We start from the raw sequence: 26,329 nt of genomic DNA, 5'->3' as shown, positions 1-26,329 counted from the left end.
GCTTCGTCAGTCCCGCCGGAAGATGATCGTCGCGAGCCAGCCGAAGAGCACCGCCATGGCGACGACGCCGAGGCCGTAGAACATGGCGTGATCGTGGGCGAGGGTGACCGTCGCCTGTTCGAAGCCGGTTTTCACCACCTCGAAATTGGTGGTCTGCCGGGCGAGTTGCGCCCCGTCGACGAAGAGAGCCACCTCGACGTCGTAATTGCCGGTGGGGGCGACAGCGGGCAGAGTGATGGGCGCGCGGAAGATTGACGGCGTCAGGAAGGTGACGCCGCGCGGCTCCTCGGTGAACAGCCCCTGGTCGTTCTTGAGCCGCAGCAGGGCCTCCCGGAACGGCTCCTCGCTCGCCAGATGTTCCATGCCTGGCGTCGCGATCTGCATATCGAGGCCGAGCCGGTAGCGCGTGAGAAAAGCCCCGCCCGCGATCTCGTCGATCGGCCGCGACGAGAGAACGGCGAGATAAGTCGGAAGGTCGACGAAGCGGCGCTGCGATGTGTTGAGCCAGAGCGGCCCGACCCGCTCCTTCTCGCGCACGATGGTCGTGCGCCGGGGGCCGCGCACGGTGATGACGACGTCATACGGTGCGGCCCGTGCCACCGTGCGCTCATCACGTTCAATGGCGCCGAAGACAACGATGGACGAACCCGTGTAGGTGGACGTGATCGCGACCCTGTGTGTCGACAGGGACAGGATCAGTGTCTCGGCAGCCGCCGGCGCGAGCGATGCGCAGACCGCTGCGAGAGCGGCCGCGGCGAACAGCAGCCGGGGCATCGCCGTTCTTGCCCACCTCGTCGCCGTCATGGCCGTGCCCCCACGGTGACGAGCGAGAAGGGCTCCTGCGGTCTCACCACGAGATCGATGGCAAAGCGGATACCGACCCCGAGGACGAGAATGGCAAGGAGCAGGCGGAAGGACTCGCCCTTGAGATTCTGGCCGGCGCGGGCGCCGAATTGCGCTCCCATGACACCGCCGATGATGAGCAGCATCGCCAGCACCACGTCCACCGACTGGTTGGTGAAGGCGTGCAGCAGCGTCGCCGCCATCATCGTGAAGAGGATCTGGAAGAGGGATGTGCCGACCACCACGGCGGCGGGGATGCGGAAGAGATAAATGAGCGCAGGAACGAGAATGAAGCCGCCGCCAATGCCGAGCACCGCTCCGGCGAAGCCGATGAGTATGGCGAGCGTGACGATGGGGATGACGCTGCCATAAAGCTTGGAGCGGTGGAAACGCATCTTCCACGGTAGGCCGAGATACCACGGATGCTCGCCCGAGCGACGCGAGAGGGGGACGACGCCGCGGCGCGTCGCCCACATGGTCTTGAGGCTTTCGGCCAGCATCAGCGAGCCGATGATGCCGAAGAGCGTCACGTAGCTGACGACAATGACGAATTCGAGCTGGCCGAGGCGGCTCATCACGTTGAAGAACCACACCCCGAGCAGCGTGCCGACGAAGCCACCCGCGACCAGCACGCCGCCGAGCTTGAAGTCGAGCGCCTTGCGCCGCCAGTAGCCGAGCGCACCGGTGACCGAGGAAGCCGTGATCTGCGAGGCCTGGGTGGCGACCGCGATCGCCGGCGGGATGCCGAGGAAGATCAGAAGCGGCGTCATCAGGAAACCGCCGCCGACGCCGAACATGCCCGAGATGAAGCCCACCGCCGCGCCCATGGCGAGGAGGGTGAACATGTTGACGGACATTTCGGCGATGGGCAGGTAGATGTGCACGGCACGGTACTCGGACGCTCGGTCGAATGCGACAGCGGCCGCGGGCCGTCGGCACGCGGCTGCTTCGTCAGTCTAGGGAGCGTCCCTTAACGTGGGGTCAAAACCAAGGCATGACAGCCACGGTTATGCACAAGCCCGTGTGCCGTCCCGTCGCCACAGCCCGGAGGCTGCCGTGAGCGCGTACGGGCCGTCAGAGTTGTGACACCGTCCCGGGCGGTTTCGGCGCCCCCGGCGAGGGGGCAGCGGTGCTCAGCTCCCAGCCGCCCGCGGGCACTTCATTGGCGATGCGGTCGGGCACCTTGACCTGCCAGCGCGCGAAAGCCTCCTTGCCGATGGCCAGTTCGCTCGCCGTCAAGCTGCGGGCGAGTTCGTCCCGCTTGGCGGCCGCATCCTTGTCGCCGTCGCGGGCGAGGACCGACAGCCACGTATAGGAGGCGACGAGGTCGCGCTCGGTGCCGAGACCGCGCGCCAGGAGAACGGCGAGATTGAACTGGCTGTCGCGCACGCCGAACTCCGCTGCCTTGCGGAACCATTGCACGGCCGTCTCGTAATCCGGTTTGCCGGTGATGCCCTCGGCATAGAGCACGCCGAGATTGTGCATCGCCCGTGCATTGCCGGCCGCAGCCGCCTTCTCGTACCACATGCGCGCCGTGCCGACGTCGCGCGGGACGCCGATACCCTTTTCGTAGTGGCTGGCGATACGATATTGCGCCGGCACGAGACCGGCAGTCGCCGTCGCCTCGAACAGCCGGGCGGCTTGGGCCATGTCGCGCGGCACTCCGCGACCCTCCGCGAGGCGGCTGGCGACCTCGTAGACGGCGGCGGCGTCGCCCGCGGCCGCCGCCTTGCGCAACGGGGCGGGCAGGCCCTCCGCCGGCAGGTCGGCGACCTTGCTCGGCGGGATGGAAAGGGGGGCCCGTGGGCTCTCCTCGAGGCGCGAATTCCGGTCCGGGGCGGGGGCCGGCGAGGCGCTGTCAGGGACGGCCGGAACTACCGGTAGGGAACCCGTCGTCGCGGGGCCGCTGTCGGTGACGAACGGGTTCGCGGCGAAGGGGTTCAAGACGTCGGGGGAGGGAGCATCCGCCTGTACCGGTGGTGATGATCGCGCCTCGGCCTCCTCGCGGGCAGCGGGCGCCGTGGCGTCATGGGCCGCGGCGGGTTCCGCATCGCCAGCGGGGTGGGGCTTGCCGGCGAGGCCACCCAGCACCTGCGCCGCGCCGACGGCGATGACGATGGCGGCGAGACCGATCAGCAGGGGCTTGCGCCGGGCGGCGACGCCGTTCCTGAGCCGCGCGACCGGGGAGGCGACGGTCTGACGGCGCGTAGCCGCCGTCGGCCGCGGCTCGGCCCTGAGCGCGGGCGCGGAGTCGTCCTCGGACCGGGACAGGACCTCGACCTTGTTGGCGTGCAAGGCCGGATCGGGCAGCGCGGCGGCGGTCTCCGCCGCCGCAGCCTGCGCGGCCCGCCGGGCGGCCGCGATGAAGCTTGCTTTGACCGCCGCGGTGGGCGCCTCGTCGAAAGCCGGAGCAGCAGCCGCTGTCTCCTTCTCCGAAGGCACGGCCGTCAGGGTCGGCTGCGCCGCGAGAAACGCGGCGGATGGCGTGGCGGCATCGAGAGTAGGCGGCGGTGCCGGCCGATCGGTCTCGTCTTCCCGGCCGTGGGAAGGCTGGTTTGCCCTCAGCAAAGCGTCGAGGCTGGTGCGCAGGTCTTCGAACTCGGCCGAATCGGCCGGATCGTCGTCGGGCAGGCGCGGCAGGGTGCCCGGCGCCGGCCGCCCCTCGGCCATGTCTTCCTCCAGCAGGGCGAGGCGGTCGACGATCCGCTCCAGCGTCTGGTGCACGGCTTCCAGCGTATCTTGTGTCCTCAGGTCGGTGCTCGCCTGGGTCGTCCTCAGTGCGGCCAAGTCGCGTTTGAGCTGGCCGATCTCGGCGGGCATGGTCTCGTAGGCATCGGGAAGGGCGCTGCGGGCCGCTTCGGCGGCGCGGCGAGCTACCTGCTCGATGGCTTCGGCCGTGCCGTCCTGCAACTCGCGCATCTCCTCACGCAGCTGATGGCGCAGGTCGGCGAGGAGGTCGGCCATCGTCCTTTCGAGCGAGGACATGCCGTGCGCGATGCGCTCCCGCTCGGCGAGTGCCGGGGCCGCGCCCACCGCATCGATCCGCTCGGCCAGCTGACCGATCTGCCGTTCGAGTGCGTCGAGGCCAGCGCTATCGGTCTCGGTTGCGCGCACCTCCTCGATGCGTGCCGTCAAGGCGTGGATCATGCCCTCGATGCGCGCGAGATCGGGAGCCGGGCTCGGGCGCTCCAGGTGCTCGTTCAGACGGTCGAGCCGGGCGAGGACGTCGCCGATCGGCATCGCCGCCACTGGTCGCAGGGCCTCGTCGATCTTGCGCGACAGCGCCTCCAGGCGGGCGACAACGGCCTCCTGTTCGAGGCGGGGGGCGGCGTGGCCAGGCGTTCCGACCTCCCGTGCAATCGGCGTCTGGTTGCGGCGCGGCCGCTCGTCGAGCCGCCGGTTCATGGCGGCAAAGCGCTCGCCAAGGGTTGGGCTGTCGTCGAGTTCGCGCTGCCGACGACGGATCTCGGCGACGGCCGCCTCGAGCCGCCGACGGGCCGTTTGCTCCTCGGTTATCAGCGGGCCGACGGTCTCTTCTTCGCCAGCGTCGTTTCCCGCCCCGGCGGCGACGGCCTCAAGCCGGTCCCCGACGTCGTCGAGCGCGTCGCGGAGCGCGGCGGCGTCTTCGTACCAGCGCGAGACGGCAGCAGGTGTCCTGTCGGCAGTGAGATGCCGCTCGATGTCGTCGAGCCGCCGGCCGATGGCCAGAAGGGCCTTACCAATGGCGCCGGTCGTCTCGTCCTGCCGCTCGGCCATCGAGCGGGTGCTTTGCGCGACATGCGATTCAGTGCGCTCCATCCAGCGGGCAATCGAGTCGAGTGCGCTGGCCGTGCGTGCTGCGGCGCCCCGCGTCTCGGCGAGGGTGCGCTCACTGACGCGCGCCACGATCTCGTCGAGGCTCGGCATGTCGAGGCCGGCGCCAGCCTCGGGACGACGCGGGGCGGCGGCGGTTTGCATGCGTTCGCGGGCAAACCGGGCGAGCCGCTCGCTGACCTCGGCGAGCGAATCGTGTCCCGATGCGGCCACGCGGGTGTCGCCGTCGGCCGCCTGGTCGGCGATGACGGTGCTGAGCCATGCGCCGAGCGTCATTCCCGCCTTGCGCGCCGCCTCCTTGGCCGCATCCCGCGCCTGCGGGTCGATGCCCTTCACACTCCAGGGGGCGGTCTGTGCCATCGTGATCCCACTGCGCTGCCGCAGGCACGTCCTGCGCGATGCTGCCGGTGGGTCAAGTTCTCCTGATTATGGTAAAGAAGCCGTTAACCATAACAGACAGGATTGCGCGTACGGCCTGTCCGCGGGGCGCGTGGGGCGCCGGGAAGGCAGCGCAATGAAGGCGGCCCGACGCACGCCCTTTCGACAGGCGCCGATATGGTTTATATATGAACCATGATGTGCCCCGCCCCCGCTCTGCTGGCGGTTGCCGGGCGGGCGCAATGCGGGAGGAGCCACGGAATGCCGAGCTACAAGGCACCAGTCGAGAATGTCCGTTTCCTGCTCGAGGACGTCTTCGGGATCGAGCGCTACAACAATCTGCCGGGTTTCGCCGAGGCGAGCCCGGACCTGATCGCGGCCATTCTCCAGGAAGGCGCGAAGCTCTGCGAGGAGGTGCTACAGCCGCTCAACCGTACCGGGGATCTCGAAGGCTGCACCCGCCACGACGACGGGCGCGTGACGACGCCGAAGGGCTTCAAGGCGGCCTATGACGCCTTCGTCGAGGGCGGCTGGATCGGGCTCGCGGCCGATCCGGACTACGGCGGCCAGGGCCTGCCCTATACGCTCGCGGCGGTGATGAACGAATTCGCCTCCTCGGCCAACATGGCGCTCGCCATGTATCCGGGCCTGACCATGGGCGCCATCGCGGCGCTGATGACCCACGGCACAGAGGAACAGAAGAAGACCTATCTGCCCAAGATGATCGCCGGCGCCTGGTCCGGCACCATGAACCTCACCGAGCCGCATTGCGGCACCGACCTAGGGCTCATCAAGACAAAGGCCGTGCCGAACGGCGACGGCTCCTATGCCATCACCGGCACCAAGATCTTCATCTCGGCCGGCGAGCATGATCTCACCGAAAATATCGTCCACCTGGTGCTCGCCCGCATCGAGGGGGCGCCGGAGGGCACCAAGGGCATCTCGCTCTTCGTGGTGCCGAAGCGGCTCGTCAACGGCGACGGCTCGCTCGGCGCGGCGAATGGCGTGTCCTGCGGCTCCATCGAGCACAAGATGGGCATTCACGGCAACGCCACCTGCGTCATGAACTACGATGGGGCCAGGGGCTGGCTCGTCGGGACCGAGAACAAGGGCCTCAACGCCATGTTCGTGATGATGAACGAGGCGCGGCTCGGCGTCGCCATCCAGGGCCTCGCCCAGTCGGAGGTCGCCTACCAGAACGCCGTCGCCTATGCGCGCGAGCGCCTGCAGGGCCGCTCGCTCACCGGCGCCAAGGATCCGGACAAGCCGGCCGACCCCATCCTCGTCCACCCGGACGTGCGGCGGAACCTTCTCTCCATCCGTGCCTTCAACGAGGCGGCGCGGGCGCTCGTGCTATGGACGGCCCTGAAGAGCGACGTCGCGCATCGCTCTGGCGATGCGGCGGAGAAGCAGGCGGCGGACGACCAGCTCGGCCTGCTCACGCCGGTCCTCAAGGGCGTCCTCACCGATGTCGGTTTCGACAATGCGGTGAAGGCGCAGCAGATGTTCGGCGGCCACGGCTACATCGCCGAATGGGGCATGGAGCAGTTCGTGCGCGATGCCCGTATCGCCATGATCTACGAGGGTGCCAACGGCATCCAGGCGCTCGACCTCGTCGGCCGCAAGCTGCCGCGCGACGGCGGGCGGGCCGTCATGGCCTTCTTCAATGAGGTTGGCGGCTTCGTGAAGCAGCACGCCGGCGACGAGGCCATGGCGCCCTACGTGAAGCCGCTCGAGGCCGCGCTCGGCCACCTGCAGCAGGCGACCATGTGGTTCATGAACAACGCCATGGCCAAGCCGGACAATGCGGGCGCCGGGTCCTACGACTACATGCATCTCTTCGGGCTCGTGGCCCTCGGCTACATGTGGGCGCAGATCGCCAGGACTGCGCTCGCGAAGAAGGCGAACGGCGGCGATGCGGCGGACATGGAGGCGAAGCTGCTCGCCGGCCGCTTCTTCATGGAGCGGACGATGCCGGAGAGCGCCGTGCATCTTGCCCGGATCTCCTCCGGCGCCGACACGATGATGGCGATGCCGGCGGAGATGTTCTGAGTTCGGCCTCTCCCATCGCGGAGAGGCGCAGTGAGCCAAGCGAGCGGGGTGGGAAGGCCGGGCTCTGCCGGTCCCACCCCAAGCCCTGCTCCTCCCCAAGGGGAGGGGAGCCCAATGCCGGGAGGCCTTCATGCCTGACGCTTACATCTATGACCATTTGCGTACGCCGCGCGGCCGCGGCAAGGCGGACGGCGCGCTGCACCAGGTGACGACGCTGCAGCTCGCGACGACGGCGCTCAGGGCGCTGCGCGAGCGCAACGACCTCGACACGCGCCTCGTCGACGACGTGGTGCTCGGCTGCGTCGATCCCGTCGGCGAGGCGGGCGGCGACGTCGCCCGCGCGGCGGCGCTCAATGCCGATTACGGCCACCACGTGCCGGGCGTGCAGATCAACCGCTTCTGCGCCTCCGGCCTTGATGCGGTGAACTTCGCCGCGGCGCAGGTCATGTCCGGCCAGCACGACCTGGTGGTGGGCGGCGGCGTCGAATCCATGAGCCGCGTCGGTATCGGCGCCTCGGGCGGGGCCTGGCCGGTCGAGCCGGAGATCGCCGTGAAGTCCTATTTCATGCCGCAGGGCGTTTCGGCCGATCTCATCGCCACCAAATACGGCTTCACCCGCGACGATTGCGACGCCTATGCGGTGGAAAGCCAGAAGCGCGCTGCCAAGGCCTGGGAGAGGGGTTATTTCAAGAAGTCCGTCGCGCCGGTCACCGACGTCAACGGCATCGTCCTCCTCGACAAGGACGAGCACATGCGGCCGGGCACGGACATGCAGACGCTCGGCCAGCTCAAGCCCTCCTTCGTCCAGATGGCCGACATGGGCGGCTTTTCAGCCGTCGCCATCGATGCCCATCCCGAGGTCGAGGCGCTCGACCATGTGCACCACGCCGGCAATTCGTCCGGCATCGTCGATGGGGCAGCGGCCGTGCTCGTCGGTTCGCGCAAGGCGGGCCGCTCGGCCGGCCTGAAGCCGCGGGCGCGTATCCGCGCCTTCGCCAACATCGGCTCGGAGCCGGCGTTGATGCTCACCGGGCCGGTGGATGTGACGAAGAAGGTGTTGAAGCGTGCCGGCATGACCATTGCCGACATCGACCTCTTCGAGATCAACGAGGCCTTCGCCTCCGTCGTGTTGCGCTACATGCAGGCCTTTGCGCTCGATCCGGCCAAGGTCAATGTCAACGGCGGCGCCATCGCCATGGGCCACCCGCTCGGCGCCACGGGTGCCATGATCCTCGGCACGGTGCTCGACGAACTGGAGCGCACCGGCAAGGAGACTGCCCTGGTGACGCTGTGCATCGGCGCCGGCATGGGCACCGCCACCATCATCGAACGGGTGTGAGGACAAGATGAAGTTCGAGAACTTCCGCTTCGAGACCGACGCCGAGGGCATCGCGGTCGCGACCTGGGACATGCCCGGCCGCTCGATGAACGTCATCACGCCTCAGGTGATGGAGGAACTCGCCGCCATCATCGACACGGTGGCGGCCGATGCCGCCATCAAGGGCTGCATCATCACCTCCGGCAAGAAAGCGTTCTCCGGCGGCGCGGACCTGACCATGCTGCAAGGTCTCGGCGCCGAATATGCGAAGCTCGCGAGGACGAAAGGCGAAGAGGCGGCGATCGCCCATTTCTTTGCGGAATCGCGCAAGCTCTCGCAGCTCTATCGGCGGCTGGAGACTTGCGGCAAGCCGTTCGCGGCCGCGATCCACGGCGTGTGCCTGGGCGGCGCCTTTGAGCTCGCGCTCGCCTGCCACTTCCGCGTGGTCTCGGATGTCGACGCGACGCGGGTCGGCCTGCCGGAGGTCAAGGTCGGCCTCTTCCCCGGTGCCGGCGGCACGCAGCGCGTGGCGCGGCTGATGCAGACGGGCGATGCCCTGCAGATGCTCTTCAAGGGCGAGCAGATCCGCCCGCTGATGGCGCGCAACATGGGCCTCGTCCACGCCGTGGCGCCGCGCGACAAGATCGTCGAGACAGCCAAGGAATGGCTGCGTGCCGGCGGCAGCGCCGTTGCGCCGTGGGACGAGAAGGGCTTCAAGAACCCCTCCGGCCGCGTCTATTCGCCCGCCGGCATGCAGGTGTGGCCGGCGGCCAACGCCATCTACCGGCGCGAGACGCACGACAATTATCCGGCGGCGAAGGCGATCCTGCAGGCGGTCTACGAGGGCCTGCAACTGCCGATGGACCTCGCGCTCGAGGTGGAGAGCCGCTATTTCGCTAAGATCCTGCGCTCGAAGGAGGCGGCGGCGATGATCCGCACGCTCTTCGTCTCCATGCAGGAGCTCAACAAGGGTGCGCGTCGGCCGGCGGACGTGCCTCAGGCGAAGCTGCGCCGCGTCGGCGTCATAGGAGCCGGCTTCATGGGCGCAAGCATCGCCTATGTCACCGCGCTCGCCGGCATGGAGGTCGTGCTCATCGACCAGAGCGTGGAGGCCGCCGAGAGGGGCAAGGCCCATTCGCACAAGCTGATGACCGACCAGATCATGAAGGGGCGTGCCAAGACGGCCGACCGCGAGGCATTGCTCGCCCGCATCACGGCGAGCGACGACTACGGGCTCCTGAAGGACTGCGACCTCGTCATCGAGGCGGTATTCGAGGACCCGAAGGTCAAGGCCGAGGTCATCGCCAAGGCGGAGGCGGCGATGCGCCCGCGCGCCATCTTCGCCTCCAACACCTCGACCTTGCCCATTACTGGGCTTGCCGCCAATTCGGAGCGGCCGAAGCAGTTCGTCGGCATCCACTTCTTCTCGCCGGTCGAGAAGATGATGCTGGTGGAGGTCATCCTCGGCAAGAAGACGGGCGACCGGGCGCTCGCCGTGGCGCTCGACTACGTGCGCGCCATCAGGAAGACGCCCATCGTCGTCAACGATGCGCGCGGCTTTTACGCCAACCGCTGCGTCATGGCCTATGTGCGCGAGGGACACCAGATGCTCGTCGAGGGCGTGCCGCCGGCCATGATCGAAAACGTGGCGCGCATGGCAGGCATGCCCGTCGGCCCGCTGTCGCTCAACGACGAGGTGGCGCTCGATCTTGCGCTCAAGATCCTCAAGGCGACGAAGGCGCAGGTGGGGCCCGAGGCTATCGACCCGGCGCAGGAGCAGCTTCTCGTCGAGATGGTAGAGAAGCGCGGCCGCCTCGGCCGCAAGAACGGCAAGGGCTTCTACGACTATCCCGAAGGCGGCAAAAAGCGGCTGTGGCCCGGCCTTGCCGAGTTGCAGGAGACGAAGCTCGACCCCGACGCCATCGACATCGAGGAGCTGAAGCAGCGCTTCCTCGTGGCGCAGGCGCTGGAGGCGGCGCGGGCGGTCGAGGAGAAGGTCATCACCGATCCGCGCGAGGCGGACGTCGGCTCCATCCTCGGCTTCGGCTTCGCGCCGTTCACCGGCGGCACGCTGTCCTACATCGACGGCATGGGCGTCGCGGCCTTCGTCGATCTCGCCAAGTCACTGGCGAAGAAGCACGGTGAGCGCTTCAAACCCTGCCGCCTCCTGATGCGTATGGCCCGCGAGCGCACGAGCTTCTATGCGGCACCCGCCGAGAAGCCAGACCGGAAGAAGGCAGCGTAAGAGAAGGCGTCGTAGGCGTGTCATGCCGGGCGTGTTCCGGCCATCCACGCCTCGTCGTTGCTCAACCCGCAAAGGCGTCATGCCCGCGACAAGCGCGGGCATGACGCCGCGATGCAGGTGTCATAGCCCGGCGGCTATTTTCCATGAACCTCTGGTTGCGCCTTCTCTGGCTCCTCCTCGCGACGCCGTTCCGCGGCCGGCTCGCCGTGCCCGACGGCGTCTCGCGTCTGTGGTTTCACGTCGGGCTCCTTGATCTCGACACCAACGGCCACATGAACAACGGCCGCTATCTCACGCTCATGGATCTCGGGCGCATGGACCTCATCCTGCGCAGCGGGCTGTGGCGGGCGGTGCTCGCCAACAAATGGACGCCCGTATTGTCGGCGGCGAGCATCCGCTACCGGCGCGAGCTGCGGCTGTTCCGCCGCTTCCGGCTCGACAGCCGCATCGTTGCGTGGGGCGACAGCTGGTTCGTGATGGAGCAGCGCTTCATCGCGTGCAACCGCCGCGGCGAGGAGATGGTGGCGGCCGTCGCGCTGCTGCGCGGCGGGCTCTACGATCGCCGCGCCAAGGCCTTCGTGTCCGTGGCGCAGTTGCTTGCAACGGTGGGCGTCAATGCCGCCTCACCCGAACCGCCGGAGGAGGTCCGGGCCTTCCTCGCTGCGGAGGCGGCGATGAAACACACAGCCAGGGATGCGCCGAAGCGGGCTGGCACCGAGGCGCCGGGCGGCTAACCTGTCCCCTAATGGAATCGGGAGGCCCCGCCGCATGCGCCAGATCGATTATTATTTCTCGCTCGTCAGCCCCTGGGCCTATTTCGGCCACGCGCCCTTTCTCGCCACCGCTCAACGGCACGGATGCACCGTCACCTACAAGCCTGTCTTCCTCGGCGAGGTCTTTTCCGAGACGGGCGGGCTGCCGCTCGCCAGGCGCCATCCCGTGCGCCAGCGGTACCGGCTCGTCGAGCTGCAGCGCTGGCGCGAGAAGCGGGGCGTGCCGCTCAATCTCCAGCCGGCATTCTGGCCCTTCGAGGTGTCGCTCGCCGACCGCTGCGTCATCGCCCTGCAGGCGGCGGGCATCGATCCGGCCGCCTTCACCGCGCGCGCCTTCGCCGGTGTGTGGGCGCGAGACGAGAATCTTGCCGACGAGGCGGTGCTGGCGGCGATCGCGACGGAGGTCGGCGTCGATGCCGGGATGATGCTCGCGGGCGCCCACGGTGAGTCGGCCAAGGCCACCTATGCCGGCAACATTGCGGACGCCATCGCAGCGGAGGTCTTCGGTTCTCCGTCCTACGTCATCGACGGCGAGGTGTTCTGGGGTCAAGACCGGCTCGACCTTCTCGCCGACATGCTGGCGAGCGGGCGGCCGGCCTACTCGAGCGACGTCTGAGCCCTATTCCGCGGCGATCCTGAGCGCCTTCCAGCGCGTTAGCAGTGCGCGCAGGGCCGCCGGCTTCAGCGGCTTGTGCAGCACGTGGATGTCCTTGGCGGCGGCCTCGGCGCGCACGGAGGGCGAGCGGTCGGCGGTGAGCAGTACCGCCGGCAGCTCGCGCGCAAGCTTCCAGCGCAGGGCGACGATCGCCTCGATGCCGTCGCCCTCATCGAGGTGGTAGTCGGCGATGATGACGTCCGGCCGGGCTCCCTTGCGACGCAGCACGTCCTGGGCCTGCTTCAGGCCGGACGCGGCCAGGACGGTGCAACCCCAGCCGCCGAGCAGCACCTGCATACCCTGCGTGATCTGCTTTTCGTTGTCGATGGTAAGGACGACGAGGCCATCGAGCGGGGCGGCCGGCGCGGGCTCCACCTCGGTGGCGACCTGACCCGCCGGCAGGGCCGTGACGAGAGGGACCTCGACAGCGAAGACGGAGCCGCGGCCAGGGACCGAGCGCAGCGACAGCGGATGGTCAAGCACGCGGGCGATGCGCTCGACGATGGAGAGGCCGAGACCGAGGCCGCGCGCCTCGCGCGCGCCCTGTTCGAGCCGCAGGAACTCACGAAAGACGACCTTCTGTTTCGAGGCCGGTATACCAAGACCCGTATCCCACACCTCGATACGCAGCCTGTTGCCGCGCCGGCGGCAGCCGACGAGTACCTTGCCGGTCGGCGTATATTTGATGGCGTTGGAGATCAGGTTCTGCAGGAGGCGGCGCAGAAGCCGCCGATCGGTCCTGACCGTGCCCGAGGTATCGACGAAGGCAAGTTCAAGGCCCTTCTCGCGCGCCATCGGGCCGAACTCGCGCCGGAGGGCGCGGAACATGTCGTCCAGGCGGAAGAGCGACGGCTCGGCCTTGAGCGCGCCAGTGTCGAGGCGCGAGATGTCGAGAAGGGCGGTGAGGATCTCCTCCACCGCGTCGAGGGCGCCGTCGATGTTCTCGGCGAGCGCCGCGTCTCCGGACTTGCGGTCGCGCTCGACCAGCGAGGTGGCATAGAGGCGCGCCGCGTTGAGCGGCTGCAGGATATCGTGGCTGGCGGCGGCGAGGAAGCGGGTCTTGGAGGCATTGGCCTCGTCGGCAGCGGCCTTGGCGCCGCGCAACTCCTCATTGAGGCGCATGAGCTCTTCCGTCCGCTCGCGCACGCGCCGCTCCAGCGTCTCGTTGGCGCGCTCGAGCGCCTCCTCGGCGCCGACGGTTTCGGTAATGTCGGCGTAGGTAGTGACGAGGCCGCCGTCGGGCAGGTGGTTGGAGCGGATCTCGATGACCTTGCCGGAGGGATAGAGCCTCAGCCGGACCGGCTCGGTGTCGTTGACGAAGCTCTCGAGGCGCGCGGCGATGAGGTCATCGGGGTTGCCCTTGCCGTAGGAGCCGCGCTCGGCATTGAAGCGCACGATCTCCTCGAGACCGACGCCCACATGCACGAGTTCCTCCGGAAGGTCGTAGAGCTCGCGGAAGGCCCGGTTCCAGCACATCAGGCGCAGGTCCTTGTCGAGCACCGTGATGCCCTGGCGCGCGTGGTCGAGGGCATGCTGCAGCAGGTCGCGATTGTACTGGATGGCCGCCGAGGCGTCGTCGAGCAGCTTGAGAGCCGCCTTGGTGGAGACGTTGCGCCGGCGCAGCAGCAGCGACAGCACAAGGCGCGAGGAGGCCGCGCCGATGGCCGAGGCGAGCAAATGCTCGGCAAAGCGCAGGAGGTGGATGTCCGCCTCGGCGTTGCCGTTTGGAGTGACGCCACGGCTGGCGGCGAAACTCATGAAAGCAGCGTCCGTCCGTTCCGTGCCGAGATAGCGTCCGACGGTGGAGCGCAGGTCGTCGACGGTAACGGCCGAGCGGCGCAGGCGGAAGGCCTGGGCCATGGGGGCGCTGTCGCGGGCGATGAAGACGTTGGCCTGCAGCCGCTCCATGGGATTGGCCGGGCGCATGAGCGAGAAGCCGACATAGGCGGCGAGGTTCACGGCGAGGCTCCAGACGACGCCGTGTGTCAGCTGCGGCAGGTCGGTGCCGAGAAGGGCCGTGGGCTTCAGGGCGGCGAGCCCGAAGGGCCCGTTGCGGACGACGTCGTGCCAGAAACCCTCGCTGCCGGAGAGGCTCGGCAGCAGCAGCGTATAGGCCCAGATGGCAAAGCCGGCGGCGAGGCCGGCGCTCGCGCCGAGCGCTGTGCCGCGCCGCCAGATGAGGCCACCGAAGAAGGCCGGGCCGATCTGGGCCACCGCGGCGAAGGACAGGAGGCCGATGGCGGCAAGCGCCGCCTCGCCGGAGGCGCGATAATAGACATAGGCGAAGAGGATGACGGCGACGATGGCGATGCGCCGGACCATGACGACGAAGCGGCCGAGGTCGCCGGCATCCGTCCGTTCGTCCTCGCCGCGGCGGCCCCGCCGGCGCAGCACGAGGGGCATGACGAGATCGTTCGAGATCATGATGGCGAGCGCTACCGAATCGACGATGACCATGGCGGTGGCGGCCGAGAGGCCGCCGATGAAGGCGACGAGCGCCATCAGCACCGCGCCGTCGTGCAGCGGCAGGGCCAGAACCGTCATGTCGTAGTCGATGGAACCGCGCGGGAAGATCACCTCGCCGGCGAGCGCGATGGGAATGACGAAGAGGTTGATGAGCACGAGATAGAGCGGGAACATCCAGGCTGCACGCCGGATGTCGGCCGGATGCCGGTTCTCGACGATCATCATGTGGAACTGGCGCGGCAGCAGGATGGCGGCGCCGGCGGCGAGCAGCGTGAGCGTGAGGAAGCTCACCGGCTCGGACGTGCGCGCGACAATGCCGGGGTCGGCAGCCTCGCCCGCCCGCCGCCACAGGTCGCCGAGGCCGTCGAACATCCAGAAGGTGACGAAGAAACCGACGGCGAGGAAGGCGAATAGCTTGACGACACTCTCGAGCGAGATGGCGAGGACGAGGCCGTCGTGATGCTCCGTCGCATCGATCTGGCGCGTGCCGAAGGCGACGGCAAAGGCGGCGAGCACGCCGGCGACGAGGAGGGCGAGGTCGCCGAAGATCGAGCGGCCGAGCCCATGATCCTCCGTCGCCGCGAGGAAGACCTCGAGCGAGGACGACACCGCCTTGAGCTGCAGGGCGATGTAGGGCACGGCCCCGACTACCGCGATGACGGCGACAAGCGCGGCAACGCGGTCGCTCTTGCCGTAACGCGCGGCCACGAAGTCGGCGATCGAGGTGATGTTCTGCGCCTTGGCGAGTTGCACGATGCGTCCGACAAGGCGATGGCCGAGCCCTATGACGAGGATCGGCCCGACATAAATGGTGAGAAAATCGAGCCCTGAGCGCTCGGCGAGGCCGACCGAACCGAAGAAGGTCCAGCTCGTGCAATAGACGGCGAGGGCGAGCGCGTAGATGGTGGCGCGCATACGCCCGTCCATCACGCCTCGGGCGAAGGTGTCGCCCGCATGGGCGACGGCGAAGAGACCGCACAGATAGACGAGGGCTGCGAGAACGACCACCCAGCCGGCGAGCATGTCCGACAACGCCTCCAACGACACCCGGTCGCGCCGCGCGACCTTCAGGAAGCCTACCGCCGCCGCGCGGCGATGGCCATTGAACTAAAGCGCAGCCGCCAGGGTCGGCGACGAGGCGGCATGTGCAATTTGCCCGTGTATCGCCTCCGTGCTTGGAGTAACCTGCGGCGCGTCACGACACCACGTCGCTTTCGGCAGGGAGGGGCAGGATGCTGAAGGAATTCAGGGAATTCGCGCTCAAGGGCAATGTCGTCGACCTTGCCATAGGCGTCATCATCGGCGCGGCCTTCGGCGCGATCGTATCGTCGATGGTCGACGATATCATCATGCCGATCGTCGGCGCCATCACCGGCGGGCTCGATTTCTCCAACTACTTCCTGCCGCTTGCATCCGAGGTGACGGCCAATTCGCTGGAGGAGGCGCGGAGGCAGGGAGCAGTGCTCGCCTGGGGCAATTTTCTCACCATCGCGCTCAAGTTCGTCATCATTGCCTGGGTGCTCTTCATGGTCGTCAAGGCGATGAACCGGCTTAAGCGCCAGCAGGAGAAGGCGCCGGAGACGGCCCCCGAGCCGCCGGCGGACGTCAAGCTGCTCACCGAGATCCGCGACCTTCTCAGGAGCCGGAGTGTCTGAGAGCGCGTGCGGCGGCCGTCGCCCGCGCATCCTTCATGAAGTTTGATCGGTTCATCGCCACAATTCATGGCTCGTGGCTCTGCGATGGTGTAGGAGCGCGGCAGTCCAAACTGCCGGCGAGCATACCCTCGTGACTGATCTTTCCCTGTTGTCCAGCCTGCGTCGCGAAGCCCGCGAGGCCCCCGCCAGCGGCATCGTCGACGTCGTCAACCACGGCCGCACGCGCCCCGGCCTCATCCCCCTGTGGGTCGGCGAGGGCGACATGTCGACGCCGGCCTTCATCGCCGAGGCGGCGACACGCTCGCTCGTGGCGGGCGAGACCTTCTACACCTGGCAGCGCGGCATTCCGGAGCTGCGCGAGGCTCTCGCACGCTACATCTCGCGCCTCTACGGCAAGACCTATGAGGCTGAGCGCTTCTATGTCACCGGCTCCGGCATGCAGGCGCTGCAGATCGCCGTGCGCATGCTGGTCGGCAGCGGCGACGAGGTTGTCGTGCCGACGCCGGCCTGGCCGAATTTCGGGGCAGCCATCGGCATCGCCGGCGCGACGCCTGTCCCCGTGCCGATGCAGCTCAGCAATGCCGGCTGGACGCTGGATCTCGACCGGCTGGCGGGCGCAATCACACCGGCGACGCGGGTCATCTGCGTCAATTCCCCCGCCAACCCGACCGGCTGGACCGCGAGCCGCGAGGAACTCGCCGCCATCCTGGCGCTCGCACGCCGGCACGGCCTGTGGATCATCGCCGACGAGATCTACGGCCGCTTCGTCTATGACGGCTCGGAGCGCGCGCCGTCCTTCCGTGACGTGATGGATGCGGAAGACCGCATCGTCTTCGTGCAGACCTTCTCGAAGAACTGGGCGATGACCGGCTGGCGCGTCGGCTGGCTCGAGGCCCCGCCCGCCCTCGGCGACGTGATCGAGAATCTCATTCAATATGCGACCTCCGGCGTTGCCGTTTTCATCCAGCGCGCCTGCATCGCCGCGCTCGACCAGGGCGAGGGCTTCATCGCCCACCAGATCGCGCGGGCGAGGGCCGGGCGCGACATCGTCTGCCGGGGCCTTTCCGCGACGGGCCGCGTGCGCTTCGCGGAGCCGGCCGGGGCCTTCTATCTCTTCTTCAGCGTCGACGGCGAGGACGATACGCGCCGCCTCGCCATCCGCCTCGTCGACGAGGCGAATGTCGGCCTTGCGCCCGGCACGGCCTTCGGCGCCGGCGGCGAGCGCTTCCTGCGCCTGTGCTTCGCCCGCAAGGCGGAGGATCTCGAGGAGGCTGTCGCCCGCCTCGCCCGCGCGTTGACCTGAGCGTCCTTCGCCCCCGGCAGGGCCGCCCTGCGCCGGGCGCCCTTGGCGAAGCCGTTCGGGCGGTGCATTGAAGGGACATCGCCGAAGACAGGGAGACGGACGGGCGAATGCTGCGCGATCGCGAGACGGTGCGAAACGGCCTTCGGCAGGTTGGCCAGATCCTCGTTGCGGCGGCCGGCGGCTTCGTTTTCCATCTCCTCGACGTTCCGGCCGCCTGGCTGTCCGGCTCCGTCGTCGCGGTCGGACTGCTGTGCGCCGCCCGCCGCGCGGTGCCGATGGCGCCCGGCCTCGCCGATGCGGCCATGCTGCTCGCGGGCACCTCCATGGGGGCAGCCGCGACGCCGGAAGCGATGGCCGCCTTCGCCCGCTATCCGGCGAGCCTCATGCTGCTGGCGCTGAGCGTCGCGGCCGTCGTCATCACATCCGGCCTGTGGCTGGTGCGGCTGTCGCGGTGGAACCGGCTCGATGCGCTCCTCGCCTCCATGCCGGGTGCATTGTCCACCGTCATGGCCGTCGCGGCCGACAGGAACGCCAGCGTCGGCCCCATCGCGGTCGTCCAGTCCTTCCGCCTCGCCGTCCTCGTCGTCGTCCTGCCGAGCGTGCTCTTCGCGCTCGAGGGCGGGCAGGGCGGCATCGTCTTCGGCGGCGTGGCGATGAGCGCCCTGTCGCTCGGCGCGGTGCTCCTCCTCGGCTGGGGCGTCGGCGAGGTCCTGCGCCGGCTGCGCATGGCCGCGCCGCTGCTGCTCGGCGCCACGCTGGTCAGCGGCACGGCGCATGCGCTCTCCATCGTCGATGGGCTGATGCCGCCCAGCATCACCACCTTCGGCCTCGTGCTGCTCGGCTGTTTCATCGGTGCGCGCTTCCGCTCGGTCGACCGGCACGCGCTCGTCGCCAGCATGCCGGCCGCCTTCGCCTCCTTCGTCCTGTCCATCATCGTCGCCTCGGTCTTCGCCTTCGCGGCGGCGGGCCTTGCCCATGTGCCCTTCGGCACGGCACTGGTCGCCTTCGCGCCCGGCGGGCTCGAGGCGATGACGGTGCTCGCGCTCATCATGGGGCTTGATCCGATCTTCGTCGGGTCGCACCACCTCGCCCGCTTCCTCGGTATCGGCATCGCGCTGCCGATGATCGTCGGCTGGATGGGTCGCCGCCGGCGCGCGTGATCGCCCGCACACGGCGGGCCCCTTCATCGTCGTCCACCCGGATGCCGGTGCGGTCTCGCACAGGCGGCCTGGCACGGCGCGTGCTGAGCTTCCTCTCGATGTTTCATGAGGGGAGGTGCCGATGATGGGTTCTGCGTCAACTTCGGCCTACGAACGCAGCCGGCCGGCCGGCCGGCGCAAGCGGGTCCGCAAGGGCACGCTGGTCTGTTCCATCCTGCACCTGTGCGGCGAGACGAGACGGCGCATCGCCGACTATGATCCGCGCCTGTGGTCCGTCATTTCGGTCAAGGACGGGCATGCCCTTCCCGTGACAGCGCTCGAGGATGCCGACCTGTGTGCAGCGGCTCCGGACCTCGCGCTCGTGCTTGCTCATGCACGGCAGGCCGGCTTCCGCTACGTGGTTCTGAGCGAAGACGGCGCAGCGATTTCCGGCCTGCCGCTCTACCCGTCCTGATCCGTTCCGGGCGGGTAGCTGTGCCTGCCACCATCGGTGTCGCGGATGGTGAGCCGTTCTGTGTCAGGGGATGTCTCGATATAGGACGGGCCAATAGGCACCTTGCCATGGCCGCCGGGAATGTCGAGCACATAGGTGGGCTGGCACAGGCCCGACCAGCGTCCGCGCAGTGCGCGCATCAGGGCCTGTCCCTCGCCGATACCCGTCCGGAAATGGCTGGTGCCCGGGGCGAGATCGCCGTGGTGCAGGTAGTAGGGCTTGATGCGGTTCTCGACCAAACGGCGCATCAGGGCCCCGAGCACGGCGGGATTGTCGTTGACGCCCGCGAGCAGCACCGTCTGGCTGAGCAGCACGATGCCGGCATCCACCAGCCGGGCGAGGGCCCGGCATGCCTCATCACCCAGTTCGCGCGGGTGGTTGGCGTGGACGACGACATAGGTCGCCTTGCCCGACGCCTTGAGGGCTTCAACCAGCGCATCGTCGATGCGGCCGGGCTCCACCACGGGCACCCGGCTGTGGAAGCGCACCACCTTGACATGATCGATGCCCGCCAGCGCCTGCATCACCTCGCCCAGGCGGCGGGGTGAGGCGACGAGCGGGTCGCCGCCGGTCAGGATGACCTCCCAGATCGCCTCGGTGTCGCGGATATAGGCGAGGGCCGCGGCGAGCGCGTCGCCCGAGAGCGTGCCGTGGCCGGAGGGGCCCACCATCTCCCGGCGGAAGCAGAAGCGGCAATAGACCGGGCAGACGTGCACGAGCTTCAGGAGCACCCGGTCGGGATAGCGGTGGACGATGCCCTCGATGGGGCTATGGGCATCGTCGCCGATGGGATCGGCCCTCTCCTCGGGGCTTGTGACGAGCTCGGCTGCATCGGGCACGAACTGGCGGGCGATGGGATCGTCGGGGTCGTCCGCGTCGATCAGCCCCGCCACGGTCGGCGTGATGGAGACGGCATAGCGCGCGGCGACGGCCTCGAGCGCTTCGAGCTTCTCCGGGGGCGCAAGACCGGCGTCGACGAGTTGCCGGGCCCGCGTGAGCGGGCGCCTGAACGGAGCGGTCATGGCCGGCCCTCCTCTTCGCGCGGCATCGGTGTCCAGATGACGTCCTCGATGCGCCGAGCGCCGGCGAGCAGCATCACCAGCCGGTCGAAGCCGAGCGCGCAGCCGCTCGCTGCCGGCATCAGGGCAAGCGCGGCAAGGAACTCCTCGTCGATGGGGTAGCGTTCGCCGTAGATGCGTTCCTTCTCGGCCATGTCGGCCTCGAAGCGCCGGCGCTGCTCGTGTGGGTCCGTCAGCTCGCTGAAGGCATTGGCGAGCTCGACGCCGCAGGCATAGAGCTCGAAGCGCTCGGCGAGGCGCGGGTCATCCGGCTTGCGGCGGGCAAGGGCCGCCTCGCTTGCCGGATAGTCGGTGAGGAGGGTCGGCCGGCCGCAGCCGAGCCCGGGCTCGATGCGCTCGGACAGGATGCGGCTGAAGATGTCCGACCAGGTGTCGTCGGCGGCGGTGCGGATGCCACGCTCGCCGGCGAGCGTGGCGAGCCGGTCGCGGTCGTTGTCCGCCCCGTCCGGCCCGAGGGTCGGGGCAAGATCGATGTCGGCATGGCGCGCGAAGGCCTCGACGACGGTGAGTTCCTCCGGCTCGGCGAAGGGGTCCGCCTCGCGGCCGCGGAAGGCAAGGCGCGTGGCGCCCGCCGCCTCGGCGGCGCGCGGCAGGAGGCGGGCGCAGTCCGCCATCATGGCGCGATAGTCGGTTTCGGCCCTGTACCATTCGAGCATGGTGAACTCGGGATGGTGCAGGTCGCTGCGCTCGCGGTTGCGGAAGACGCGGGCGAAATCGAAGATCCGCGTCTCCCCCGCCGCCAGCAGCTTCTTGCAGCCGAATTCCGGCGAGGTGTGCAGGTAGAGCGGGCGCGGCGCGCCATCGGCGCCGAGAAGGGCGCTGGCGAAGGCGTGCAGGTGCGTCTCGTTGCCCGGTGAGACCTGCAGGATGCCGCTTTCGACCTCGGTGAAGCCCTCGTCGGCGAACAGGCGGCGCAGGGCCTCTTTCACGCGGCCGCGCGTGAGCAGCAGCGGCCGGCGATCGGCATGGAAATGGGGGCGCCACCAGGCGGTCGTGTCGAGCATGGCAGGACTTCTAGCGCGGCCGGGCGAGCGTGAGAAGCCGCGCGACGTGGGGGAAGCGAAAAGCGGTTCCCACTTTCCGCTCCGATGCTCTATGGTGCGCGCCGACGTTTCGCGGGCTGGTCGGATATTCGAACCGGGGCTGCCCAAGGACAAGCGACAACAGAGGTTACTTCAGTGAAGGTCATCGCCAGTTCCGTGCGCAAGGGCAACATTCTTGAGGTGGACGGTCAGCTCTACGTCGTCCTTTCGGCCGAGAGCTTCTTTCCCGGCAAGGGCACGCCGACCACGCAGATCGACATGCGCCGCCTGTCCGACGGCACCAAGACGAGCCAGCGCTACAAGACGACCGAGCAGGTCGAGCGCGCTTATGTCGAGGATCGCGAGCACACCTATCTCTATCAGGATGGCGACAACTACATCTTCATGAACCCCGAGACGTACGACCAGCTGCCCGTGCCGGCGGACGTCGTTGGCGATCAGGCCGTCTACTTGCAGGAGGGCATGGCCTGCATGATCTCCATCTACGAAGGCAATGCCGTTGCCATCGACCTGCCGCAGCGCGTGATACTCGAGGTCGTCGAGACGGAGCCGACGGTGAAGGGCCAGACCGCCTCGTCGTCCTACAAGCCGGCCATCCTGTCGAACGGCGTGCGCACCATGGTGCCCCCGCACATCGGCACCGGCACCCGCATCGTCATCATGACGGCGGACGGCTCCTACGTGGAACGCGCCAAGGACTGACGGGCGCGAGATGCAGCAAGCGAGCCTGCCGCCTCAGGCGGCGGGCACCGCCGGGCGCAAGCGCGGCAGCGACCAGGTATCGGTCGGCCGGCTGTGCCCGCGCAGCGTCATGATGCCCACATGGACGAGGCCGGACAGCGGGCCCGCATCGCCATCGCAGGCCTTCAGCGCCGCCGCCCGCGTCTCCGTGCTCAGCACGATGGCGGCATCGATTTCCTTGCTCAGGCTCTGCAGCCGGCTCGCCACGTTCACCGTGTCGCCGATGACGGTCACCGACCGTGTCGTCTCCGAGCCGATGTCGCCGAGCATCACCTCGCCCGTATGCAGGCCGATGCCCATGTCGAGCGGCGCCTCGCCGCGCGCGCGCCGCCGCTCGTTGATGCCGGCGAGCGCCTCCTGCATCTCGCGCGCGCAGGCGATCGCGCGCAGCGCATCGTCGGGCGATGGCTCGGGCATGCCGAACACTGCCATGAGGCCGTCGCCGAGATAGCGGTCAAGCGTCCCCTCGTGGCGGAAGACGATGTCCGTCATGCTGGCGTGGAAATCCCTGAGGAGGGCGATGGTCGCCTCGGGCCCCTCCGCCTCCGACAGGAGGGTGAAGTTGCGCAGGTCACAGAACAGGACGGTCGCCGGCTGGCGGTGTGGCTTCTCGAAGGGGCGGCCGAGTCGGGCGATGAGATCGACCATGTTGGGCGAGAAGTGCTTGGAAAGGTTGACCCGCTCGGCAATGGAGCGGCGGCTCTCCGTGATCGCGGCATAGAGCACGAGATGCGTCTCCACGATGGAGACGAGGTAGAGCTGCACGAGAAGCAGCGCCACGGTCTCCCGGCGCAGGCCCTGCTGCGCGGCGTAGATATTGTCCGCCACCACGGTCACGGCGATGAACGCGCCGGACAGGACGATGGCCGTGAAGGCGCGCGGCTTTGTGGTCAGTGCCGCTGCGGCGAGCGTCGGCCCGAACAGGAGCAGCATGGCCGCATTCTCGACATCGGGCGTGAAGTCGACAAGCCAGGCGGCGACGGCAGCGACGATCAGCGCCAGCCAGCAGGCGAGGCTGACGAGTGACGGCCGGCCGAACTCCTCGCGGCCGTTCCAGGCCATCAGCAGCGGCGTGACGAGCACGGTCCCGGCAAGGTCCGAGATGAACCAGGTCATGAAGCGCGGCGGCAGGTCGACGAGGCGCTCTGTGCCCGGGAAGGCGCCGGTCAGGTAGAGGACGAGAACGCCGATCAGGGCCGCGACGGCGGAGATGACGAGGCAGCCGGCAATGAGGAAGACGACCATGTCCCGCGTGCGGCCGAACATGTCGTCGGCACCGCCGGCCAGGCGGCAGGCATGGCGGGCGGCGAGGGCGCCGACGATCGTCGCCCCGACAAGGAGGAGCTCGGCGGCGAGGCGCAGCGGCTCCGCATAGGCGTTGGCGACCGTTGCCGCGCCGCCGATGGCCACCGGCAGGAGGCCGGCCGGCCCGTGCCGGAGGACGAGGAACAGTGCGATGCCGATGGCCGGCCAGACCGGCACGATGCCGTCGGCGCCGCCGGCGAACATCTGCGCGTAGTACGCCAGCACGAAATAGGCGAGCGACCAGGCCAGGACCCGCGCGATCGACAAGTGTTGCCTCCCCATTGCCTTCCCGCGGCAGGATAGAGCCCCCGGCGCACGGTGCAACGCCTGCGCCTTCGAGGGCGCCGGACAAAAAAGCCCCGGCCAGGGGCCGGGGCAAGGCTCGGGACGAAAAGACAGCGCTTACCAGCTCGGCAGGACGGCGCCCTTGAAGGTCTCCTCGACGAAGGCCTTCACCTCCGGTGAGTGGTACGATTCGAGCAGCGTCTTCACCCAGGGCTTGTCCTTGTCGGCACTGCGCACGGCGATCAGGTTGACATAGGGACCCTTGGCGTCCTCGCGCAGGATGGCATCCTGCGGCTTGAGGCCCGCCGAGACGGCATAGTTCGTGTTGACCGCCGCGGCGGCGACGTCGTCGAGCGAGCGCGGCGTCTGGGCGGCGTCGACCTCGAGGAACTTCAGCTTCTTCGGATTCTCGACGATGTCGGCGACGGTGGGCTTGAAGCCGACGCCGTCCTTCAGCTTGATGACGCCCTTGTCCTGCAGGAGGAGGAGCGAGCGCCCGCCGTTCGTCGGGTCGTTCTGGATGGCGATGGTGGCGCCGTCCGGCACCTCGTCCCACGACTTGTGCTTCTTCGAGTAGATGCCGAGCGGGAAGTTCACCGTGAGGCCGACGCTCTCGATCTTGAAGCCGCGGTCGGCCACCTGGTTGTCGAGATAGGGCTGGTTCTGGAACGAGTTGGCCTGCAGCTCGCCGGCGTCGAGCGCGGTGTTAGGCACGACATAGTCCGAGAACTCGATGATCTCGATGTCGAGGCCCTTCTTGGCGGCGACGGGCTTCACCGCCTCAAGGATCTGGGCGTGCGGGCCGGGCGTCACGCCGATCTTGATCGTCTCCGCCTGGGCGGAGGCCGCGCCGAGGCCGATGGCGGCGGCAAGGGCGGCGGTGAGAATGCGGATGGACATAAGGAATAACCCCCAGTGGTGTGGAACTGCGGAAACGAGATCAGGCGTGGCGCAGGCGCTTGTTGAGCCTGAGCGCCAGGCGATCACCGAGGCTCTGCACGCCCTGCACGAGGACGATGAGCACGATGACGACGGCGGCCATCACCTCGGGCATGAAGCGCTGGTAGCCGTAGCGGATGCCAAGGTCGCCCAGCCCGCCGCCGCCGACGACGCCGACGATGGCCGAGTAGCCGATGAGGCTGACGATGGCGAGGGTGAGGCCCAGCACGATGCCGGGCAGTGCCTCGGGCACGAGCACCTTGGCGACGATCTGCAGGGGCGAGGCACCCATGGCGCGGGCCGCCTCGATAAGCCCTTGGTCGACCTCGCGCACCGCCGCCTCGATCAGGCGGGCGATGAAGGGCGTCGCCGCCACCGTCAGCGGCACGATGGCCGCCGTGGTGCCGATTGAGGTGCCGGCGACGAGGCGCGTGAAGGGAATGATGGCGACGACGAGGATGATGAAGGGCGTCGAGCGCGTGGCGTTGACGATGAAGCCGAGCGCCCCGTTGAGCCACGGCGCCGACAGGAGTTCGCCGCGGCGGCTCGTGGCGAGGAAGACGCCGAGCGGCAGGCCGAAGAGCGTGCCGAGCGCCGTCGCGACGAGCACCATGTAGAGCGTATCGGCGGTCGCCTGCAGGATGAGGCGGGCGATTTCAGGCGACATGGCCGAGCACCTCCGTATCGAGATCGCGCTCCTTGAGGAAGGCGAGCGCCTTGTCGAGCGACGTGCCGTCGTTCGGCAGCCCGACGATGAGCGTGCCGAACGGACGGCCGGCAATGGAATCGACCGCGCCGCCGAGGATGTTGACGTCGATGCCGAGCTCGCGCGTCACCTGCGACAGCACGGGATGGGTGGCGAAGGGGCCGCGGAAGACGATGCGCACGACCACCTGTCCGCCGGGGATCGGCTCGTCCCGGATCTGGTCGGCGACGAAGGCCGGCAGCTCGCGGCCGGATTCGGCGGCGAGGAAGCTCCGCGTCGTCTCGTGCTGCGGCCGGGTGAACAGGTCGAAGACGTCGCCCTGTTCGACGATGCGGCCGGCGTCGAGCACCGCGACGCGCTGCGCGATCGCGCGGATCACCGCCATCTCGTGGGTGATGAGCAGGATGGTGAGGCCGAGCTCGCGGTTGATGGTGCCGAGGAGGTCGAGGATCGAGCGCGTCGTCTCGGGGTCGAGCGCGGAGGTCGCCTCGTCGGACAGGAGCACCTTGGGCTGCGTGGCGAGCGCGCGGGCGATGCCGACGCGCTGTTTCTGCCCGCCGGAGAGCTCGGCCGGATAGCGCCCGCGCTTGTCGGCGAGGCCGACGAGATCGAGCAGCGGCGTGACCCGCGCCTTGATCGTCGCGGCGTCGGTGCCCGCGATCTCGAGCGGCAGGGCGACGTTGTCGAAGACCGTGCGCGACGAAAGGAGGTTGAAGTGCTGGAACACCATCCCGATCGAGCGGCGCACGGAGCGCAGCGCGCCCTCGCCGAGCCCGGCAACGTCCGTGCCGTCGACGATGACGCGCCCGGCGGTGGGCTTCTCGAGCCCGTTGACGAGGCGGATCAGCGTCGACTTGCCGGCGCCGGAGCGGCCGATGACGCCGACGACGGAGCTGCGAGGCACGGCAAGGTCGATGCCGGCGAGCGCATGTACGGCGGCCGAACTCTTGCGCGCCGGGAAGGACTTGGCGACCCCCTCGAAGCGGATGATGGCATCTTCCGTCTCGTCGCTCGCGGGGATCGCTGCGTCGGCGGTGATGGGGGCATGGGCGTTCACGGTCATTCTCTTTTCCGGGG

20 protein-coding genes are annotated in these 26,329 nt (G+C 68.7%); 10 read left to right on the top strand and 10 right to left on the bottom strand.

All coding sequences use genetic code 11. The features are described from left to right. Positions 1–6 precede the first annotated feature (6 nt). The 3 genes from BOQ54_RS15965 to BOQ54_RS15955 all read right to left on the bottom strand — a co-directional run bounded on the left by BOQ54_RS15965 (position 7) and on the right by BOQ54_RS15955 (position 5,016). On the bottom strand, positions 7–804 hold the full coding sequence (locus BOQ54_RS15965; protein ID WP_071924276.1) for a TIGR02186 family protein: 798 nt from the start codon (positions 802–804) through the stop codon (positions 7–9). After that, positions 801–1,727 (bottom strand): sulfite exporter TauE/SafE family protein, encoded by a 927-nt coding sequence (locus tag BOQ54_RS15960; protein WP_055460211.1) that lies wholly within the window; start codon positions 1,725–1,727, stop codon positions 801–803. Before BOQ54_RS15960 ends, BOQ54_RS15965 begins: the two co-directional genes overlap by 4 nt. A gap of 190 nt (positions 1,728–1,917) precedes the next feature. Continuing rightward, positions 1,918–5,016 carry an SEL1-like repeat protein gene (locus BOQ54_RS15955; RefSeq protein ID WP_145979785.1) on the bottom strand — a complete coding sequence of 1,033 codons (3,099 nt, stop codon included), beginning with the start codon at positions 5,014–5,016 and terminating at the stop codon, positions 1,918–1,920. A 279-nt stretch (positions 5,017–5,295) separates the two neighbouring features. Here BOQ54_RS15955 and BOQ54_RS15950 point away from each other — a divergent pair, with 279 nt between their 5' ends. The 5 genes from BOQ54_RS15950 to BOQ54_RS15930 all read left to right on the top strand — a co-directional run bounded on the left by BOQ54_RS15950 (position 5,296) and on the right by BOQ54_RS15930 (position 12,038). Further along, complete coding sequence (locus BOQ54_RS15950) at positions 5,296–7,086, top strand: acyl-CoA dehydrogenase C-terminal domain-containing protein (protein WP_071924274.1); 1,791 nt, start codon at positions 5,296–5,298, stop codon at positions 7,084–7,086. A 130-nt stretch (positions 7,087–7,216) separates the two neighbouring features. Beyond that, positions 7,217–8,425 carry an acetyl-CoA C-acetyltransferase gene (locus tag BOQ54_RS15945; RefSeq protein WP_055460214.1) on the top strand — a complete coding sequence of 403 codons (1,209 nt, stop codon included), beginning with the start codon at positions 7,217–7,219 and terminating at the stop codon, positions 8,423–8,425. Between the two features lie 7 nt (positions 8,426–8,432). Then, entirely contained in the window at positions 8,433–10,649 is a 2,217-nt protein-coding gene (locus BOQ54_RS15940; protein WP_071924273.1) for a 3-hydroxyacyl-CoA dehydrogenase NAD-binding domain-containing protein, read from the top strand. Positions 10,650–10,792: 143 nt separating this feature from the next. Then, complete coding sequence (locus BOQ54_RS15935; protein WP_071924272.1) at positions 10,793–11,383, top strand: thioesterase family protein; 591 nt, start codon at positions 10,793–10,795, stop codon at positions 11,381–11,383. Positions 11,384–11,417: 34 nt separating this feature from the next. Then, positions 11,418–12,038 (top strand): 2-hydroxychromene-2-carboxylate isomerase, encoded by a 621-nt coding sequence (locus BOQ54_RS15930; protein ID WP_055460217.1) that lies wholly within the window; start codon positions 11,418–11,420, stop codon positions 12,036–12,038. Positions 12,039–12,041: 3 nt separating this feature from the next. On the opposite strand, the gene BOQ54_RS15925 is transcribed toward BOQ54_RS15930, so the two are convergent. Next, a complete protein-coding gene (locus tag BOQ54_RS15925; protein WP_071924271.1) occupies positions 12,042–15,566 on the bottom strand; it encodes a hybrid sensor histidine kinase/response regulator in 3,525 nt (1,174 codons plus the stop codon). 209 nt (positions 15,567–15,775) lie between these two features. On the opposite strand from BOQ54_RS15925, the gene mscL reads away from it, so the two are divergent. From mscL to BOQ54_RS15905, 4 genes are all read left to right on the top strand, one after another. Continuing rightward, entirely contained in the window at positions 15,776–16,198 is a 423-nt protein-coding gene (gene mscL, locus BOQ54_RS15920; protein WP_019400206.1) for a large conductance mechanosensitive channel protein MscL, read from the top strand. Positions 16,199–16,328: 130 nt separating this feature from the next. Continuing rightward, a complete protein-coding gene (locus BOQ54_RS15915) occupies positions 16,329–17,501 on the top strand; it encodes a pyridoxal phosphate-dependent aminotransferase (protein WP_071924270.1) in 1,173 nt (390 codons plus the stop codon). A gap of 107 nt (positions 17,502–17,608) precedes the next feature. Next, positions 17,609–18,661, top strand: coding sequence for an AbrB family transcriptional regulator (locus BOQ54_RS15910; RefSeq protein ID WP_055460220.1), 1,053 nt, complete (start codon positions 17,609–17,611; stop codon positions 18,659–18,661). Positions 18,662–18,782: 121 nt separating this feature from the next. Beyond that, on the top strand, positions 18,783–19,115 hold the full coding sequence (locus tag BOQ54_RS15905) for a hypothetical protein (RefSeq protein WP_055460221.1): 333 nt from the start codon (positions 18,783–18,785) through the stop codon (positions 19,113–19,115). Here the strand turns inward: BOQ54_RS15905 and BOQ54_RS15900 are convergent. Further along, positions 19,103–20,176, bottom strand: a complete 1,074-nt coding sequence (locus BOQ54_RS15900; RefSeq protein WP_071924269.1) for a lysine-2,3-aminomutase-like protein — start codon at positions 20,174–20,176, stop codon at positions 19,103–19,105. The genes BOQ54_RS15905 and BOQ54_RS15900 overlap by 13 nt on opposite strands. Beyond that, on the bottom strand, positions 20,173–21,237 hold the full coding sequence (gene epmA / locus BOQ54_RS15895) for an EF-P lysine aminoacylase EpmA (RefSeq protein ID WP_071924268.1): 1,065 nt from the start codon (positions 21,235–21,237) through the stop codon (positions 20,173–20,175). The genes BOQ54_RS15900 and epmA overlap by 4 nt, the downstream gene beginning before the upstream one ends. A 174-nt stretch (positions 21,238–21,411) precedes the next feature. On the opposite strand from epmA, the gene efp reads away from it, so the two are divergent. Then, a complete protein-coding gene (gene efp / locus BOQ54_RS15890) occupies positions 21,412–21,978 on the top strand; it encodes an elongation factor P (RefSeq protein WP_055460224.1) in 567 nt (188 codons plus the stop codon). Between the two features lie 33 nt (positions 21,979–22,011). Here efp and BOQ54_RS15885 read toward each other — a convergent pair whose 3' ends face one another. From BOQ54_RS15885 to BOQ54_RS15870, 4 genes are all read right to left on the bottom strand, one after another. Further along, positions 22,012–23,589: an adenylate/guanylate cyclase domain-containing protein gene (locus BOQ54_RS15885; protein WP_071924267.1), complete on the bottom strand. Its 1,578-nt coding sequence runs from the start codon at positions 23,587–23,589 to the stop codon at positions 22,012–22,014. 135 nt (positions 23,590–23,724) lie between these two features. Then, positions 23,725–24,507 carry a MetQ/NlpA family ABC transporter substrate-binding protein gene (locus tag BOQ54_RS15880; RefSeq protein WP_071924266.1) on the bottom strand — a complete coding sequence of 261 codons (783 nt, stop codon included), beginning with the start codon at positions 24,505–24,507 and terminating at the stop codon, positions 23,725–23,727. A 40-nt stretch (positions 24,508–24,547) separates the two neighbouring features. Then, complete coding sequence (locus tag BOQ54_RS15875) at positions 24,548–25,213, bottom strand: methionine ABC transporter permease (protein ID WP_019400215.1); 666 nt, start codon at positions 25,211–25,213, stop codon at positions 24,548–24,550. After that, on the bottom strand, positions 25,203–26,315 hold the full coding sequence (locus tag BOQ54_RS15870) for a methionine ABC transporter ATP-binding protein (protein WP_071924265.1): 1,113 nt from the start codon (positions 26,313–26,315) through the stop codon (positions 25,203–25,205). Before BOQ54_RS15870 ends, BOQ54_RS15875 begins: the two co-directional genes overlap by 11 nt. Positions 26,316–26,329 lie beyond the last annotated feature (14 nt).

Source organism: Chelatococcus daeguensis (assembly GCF_001887265.1).
GTDB lineage: Bacteria > Pseudomonadota > Alphaproteobacteria > Rhizobiales > Beijerinckiaceae > Chelatococcus_A > Chelatococcus_A sambhunathii.
Note: the sequence above shows the minus strand (reverse complement) of the source record. Positions and strands in the feature narration are given on the sequence as shown.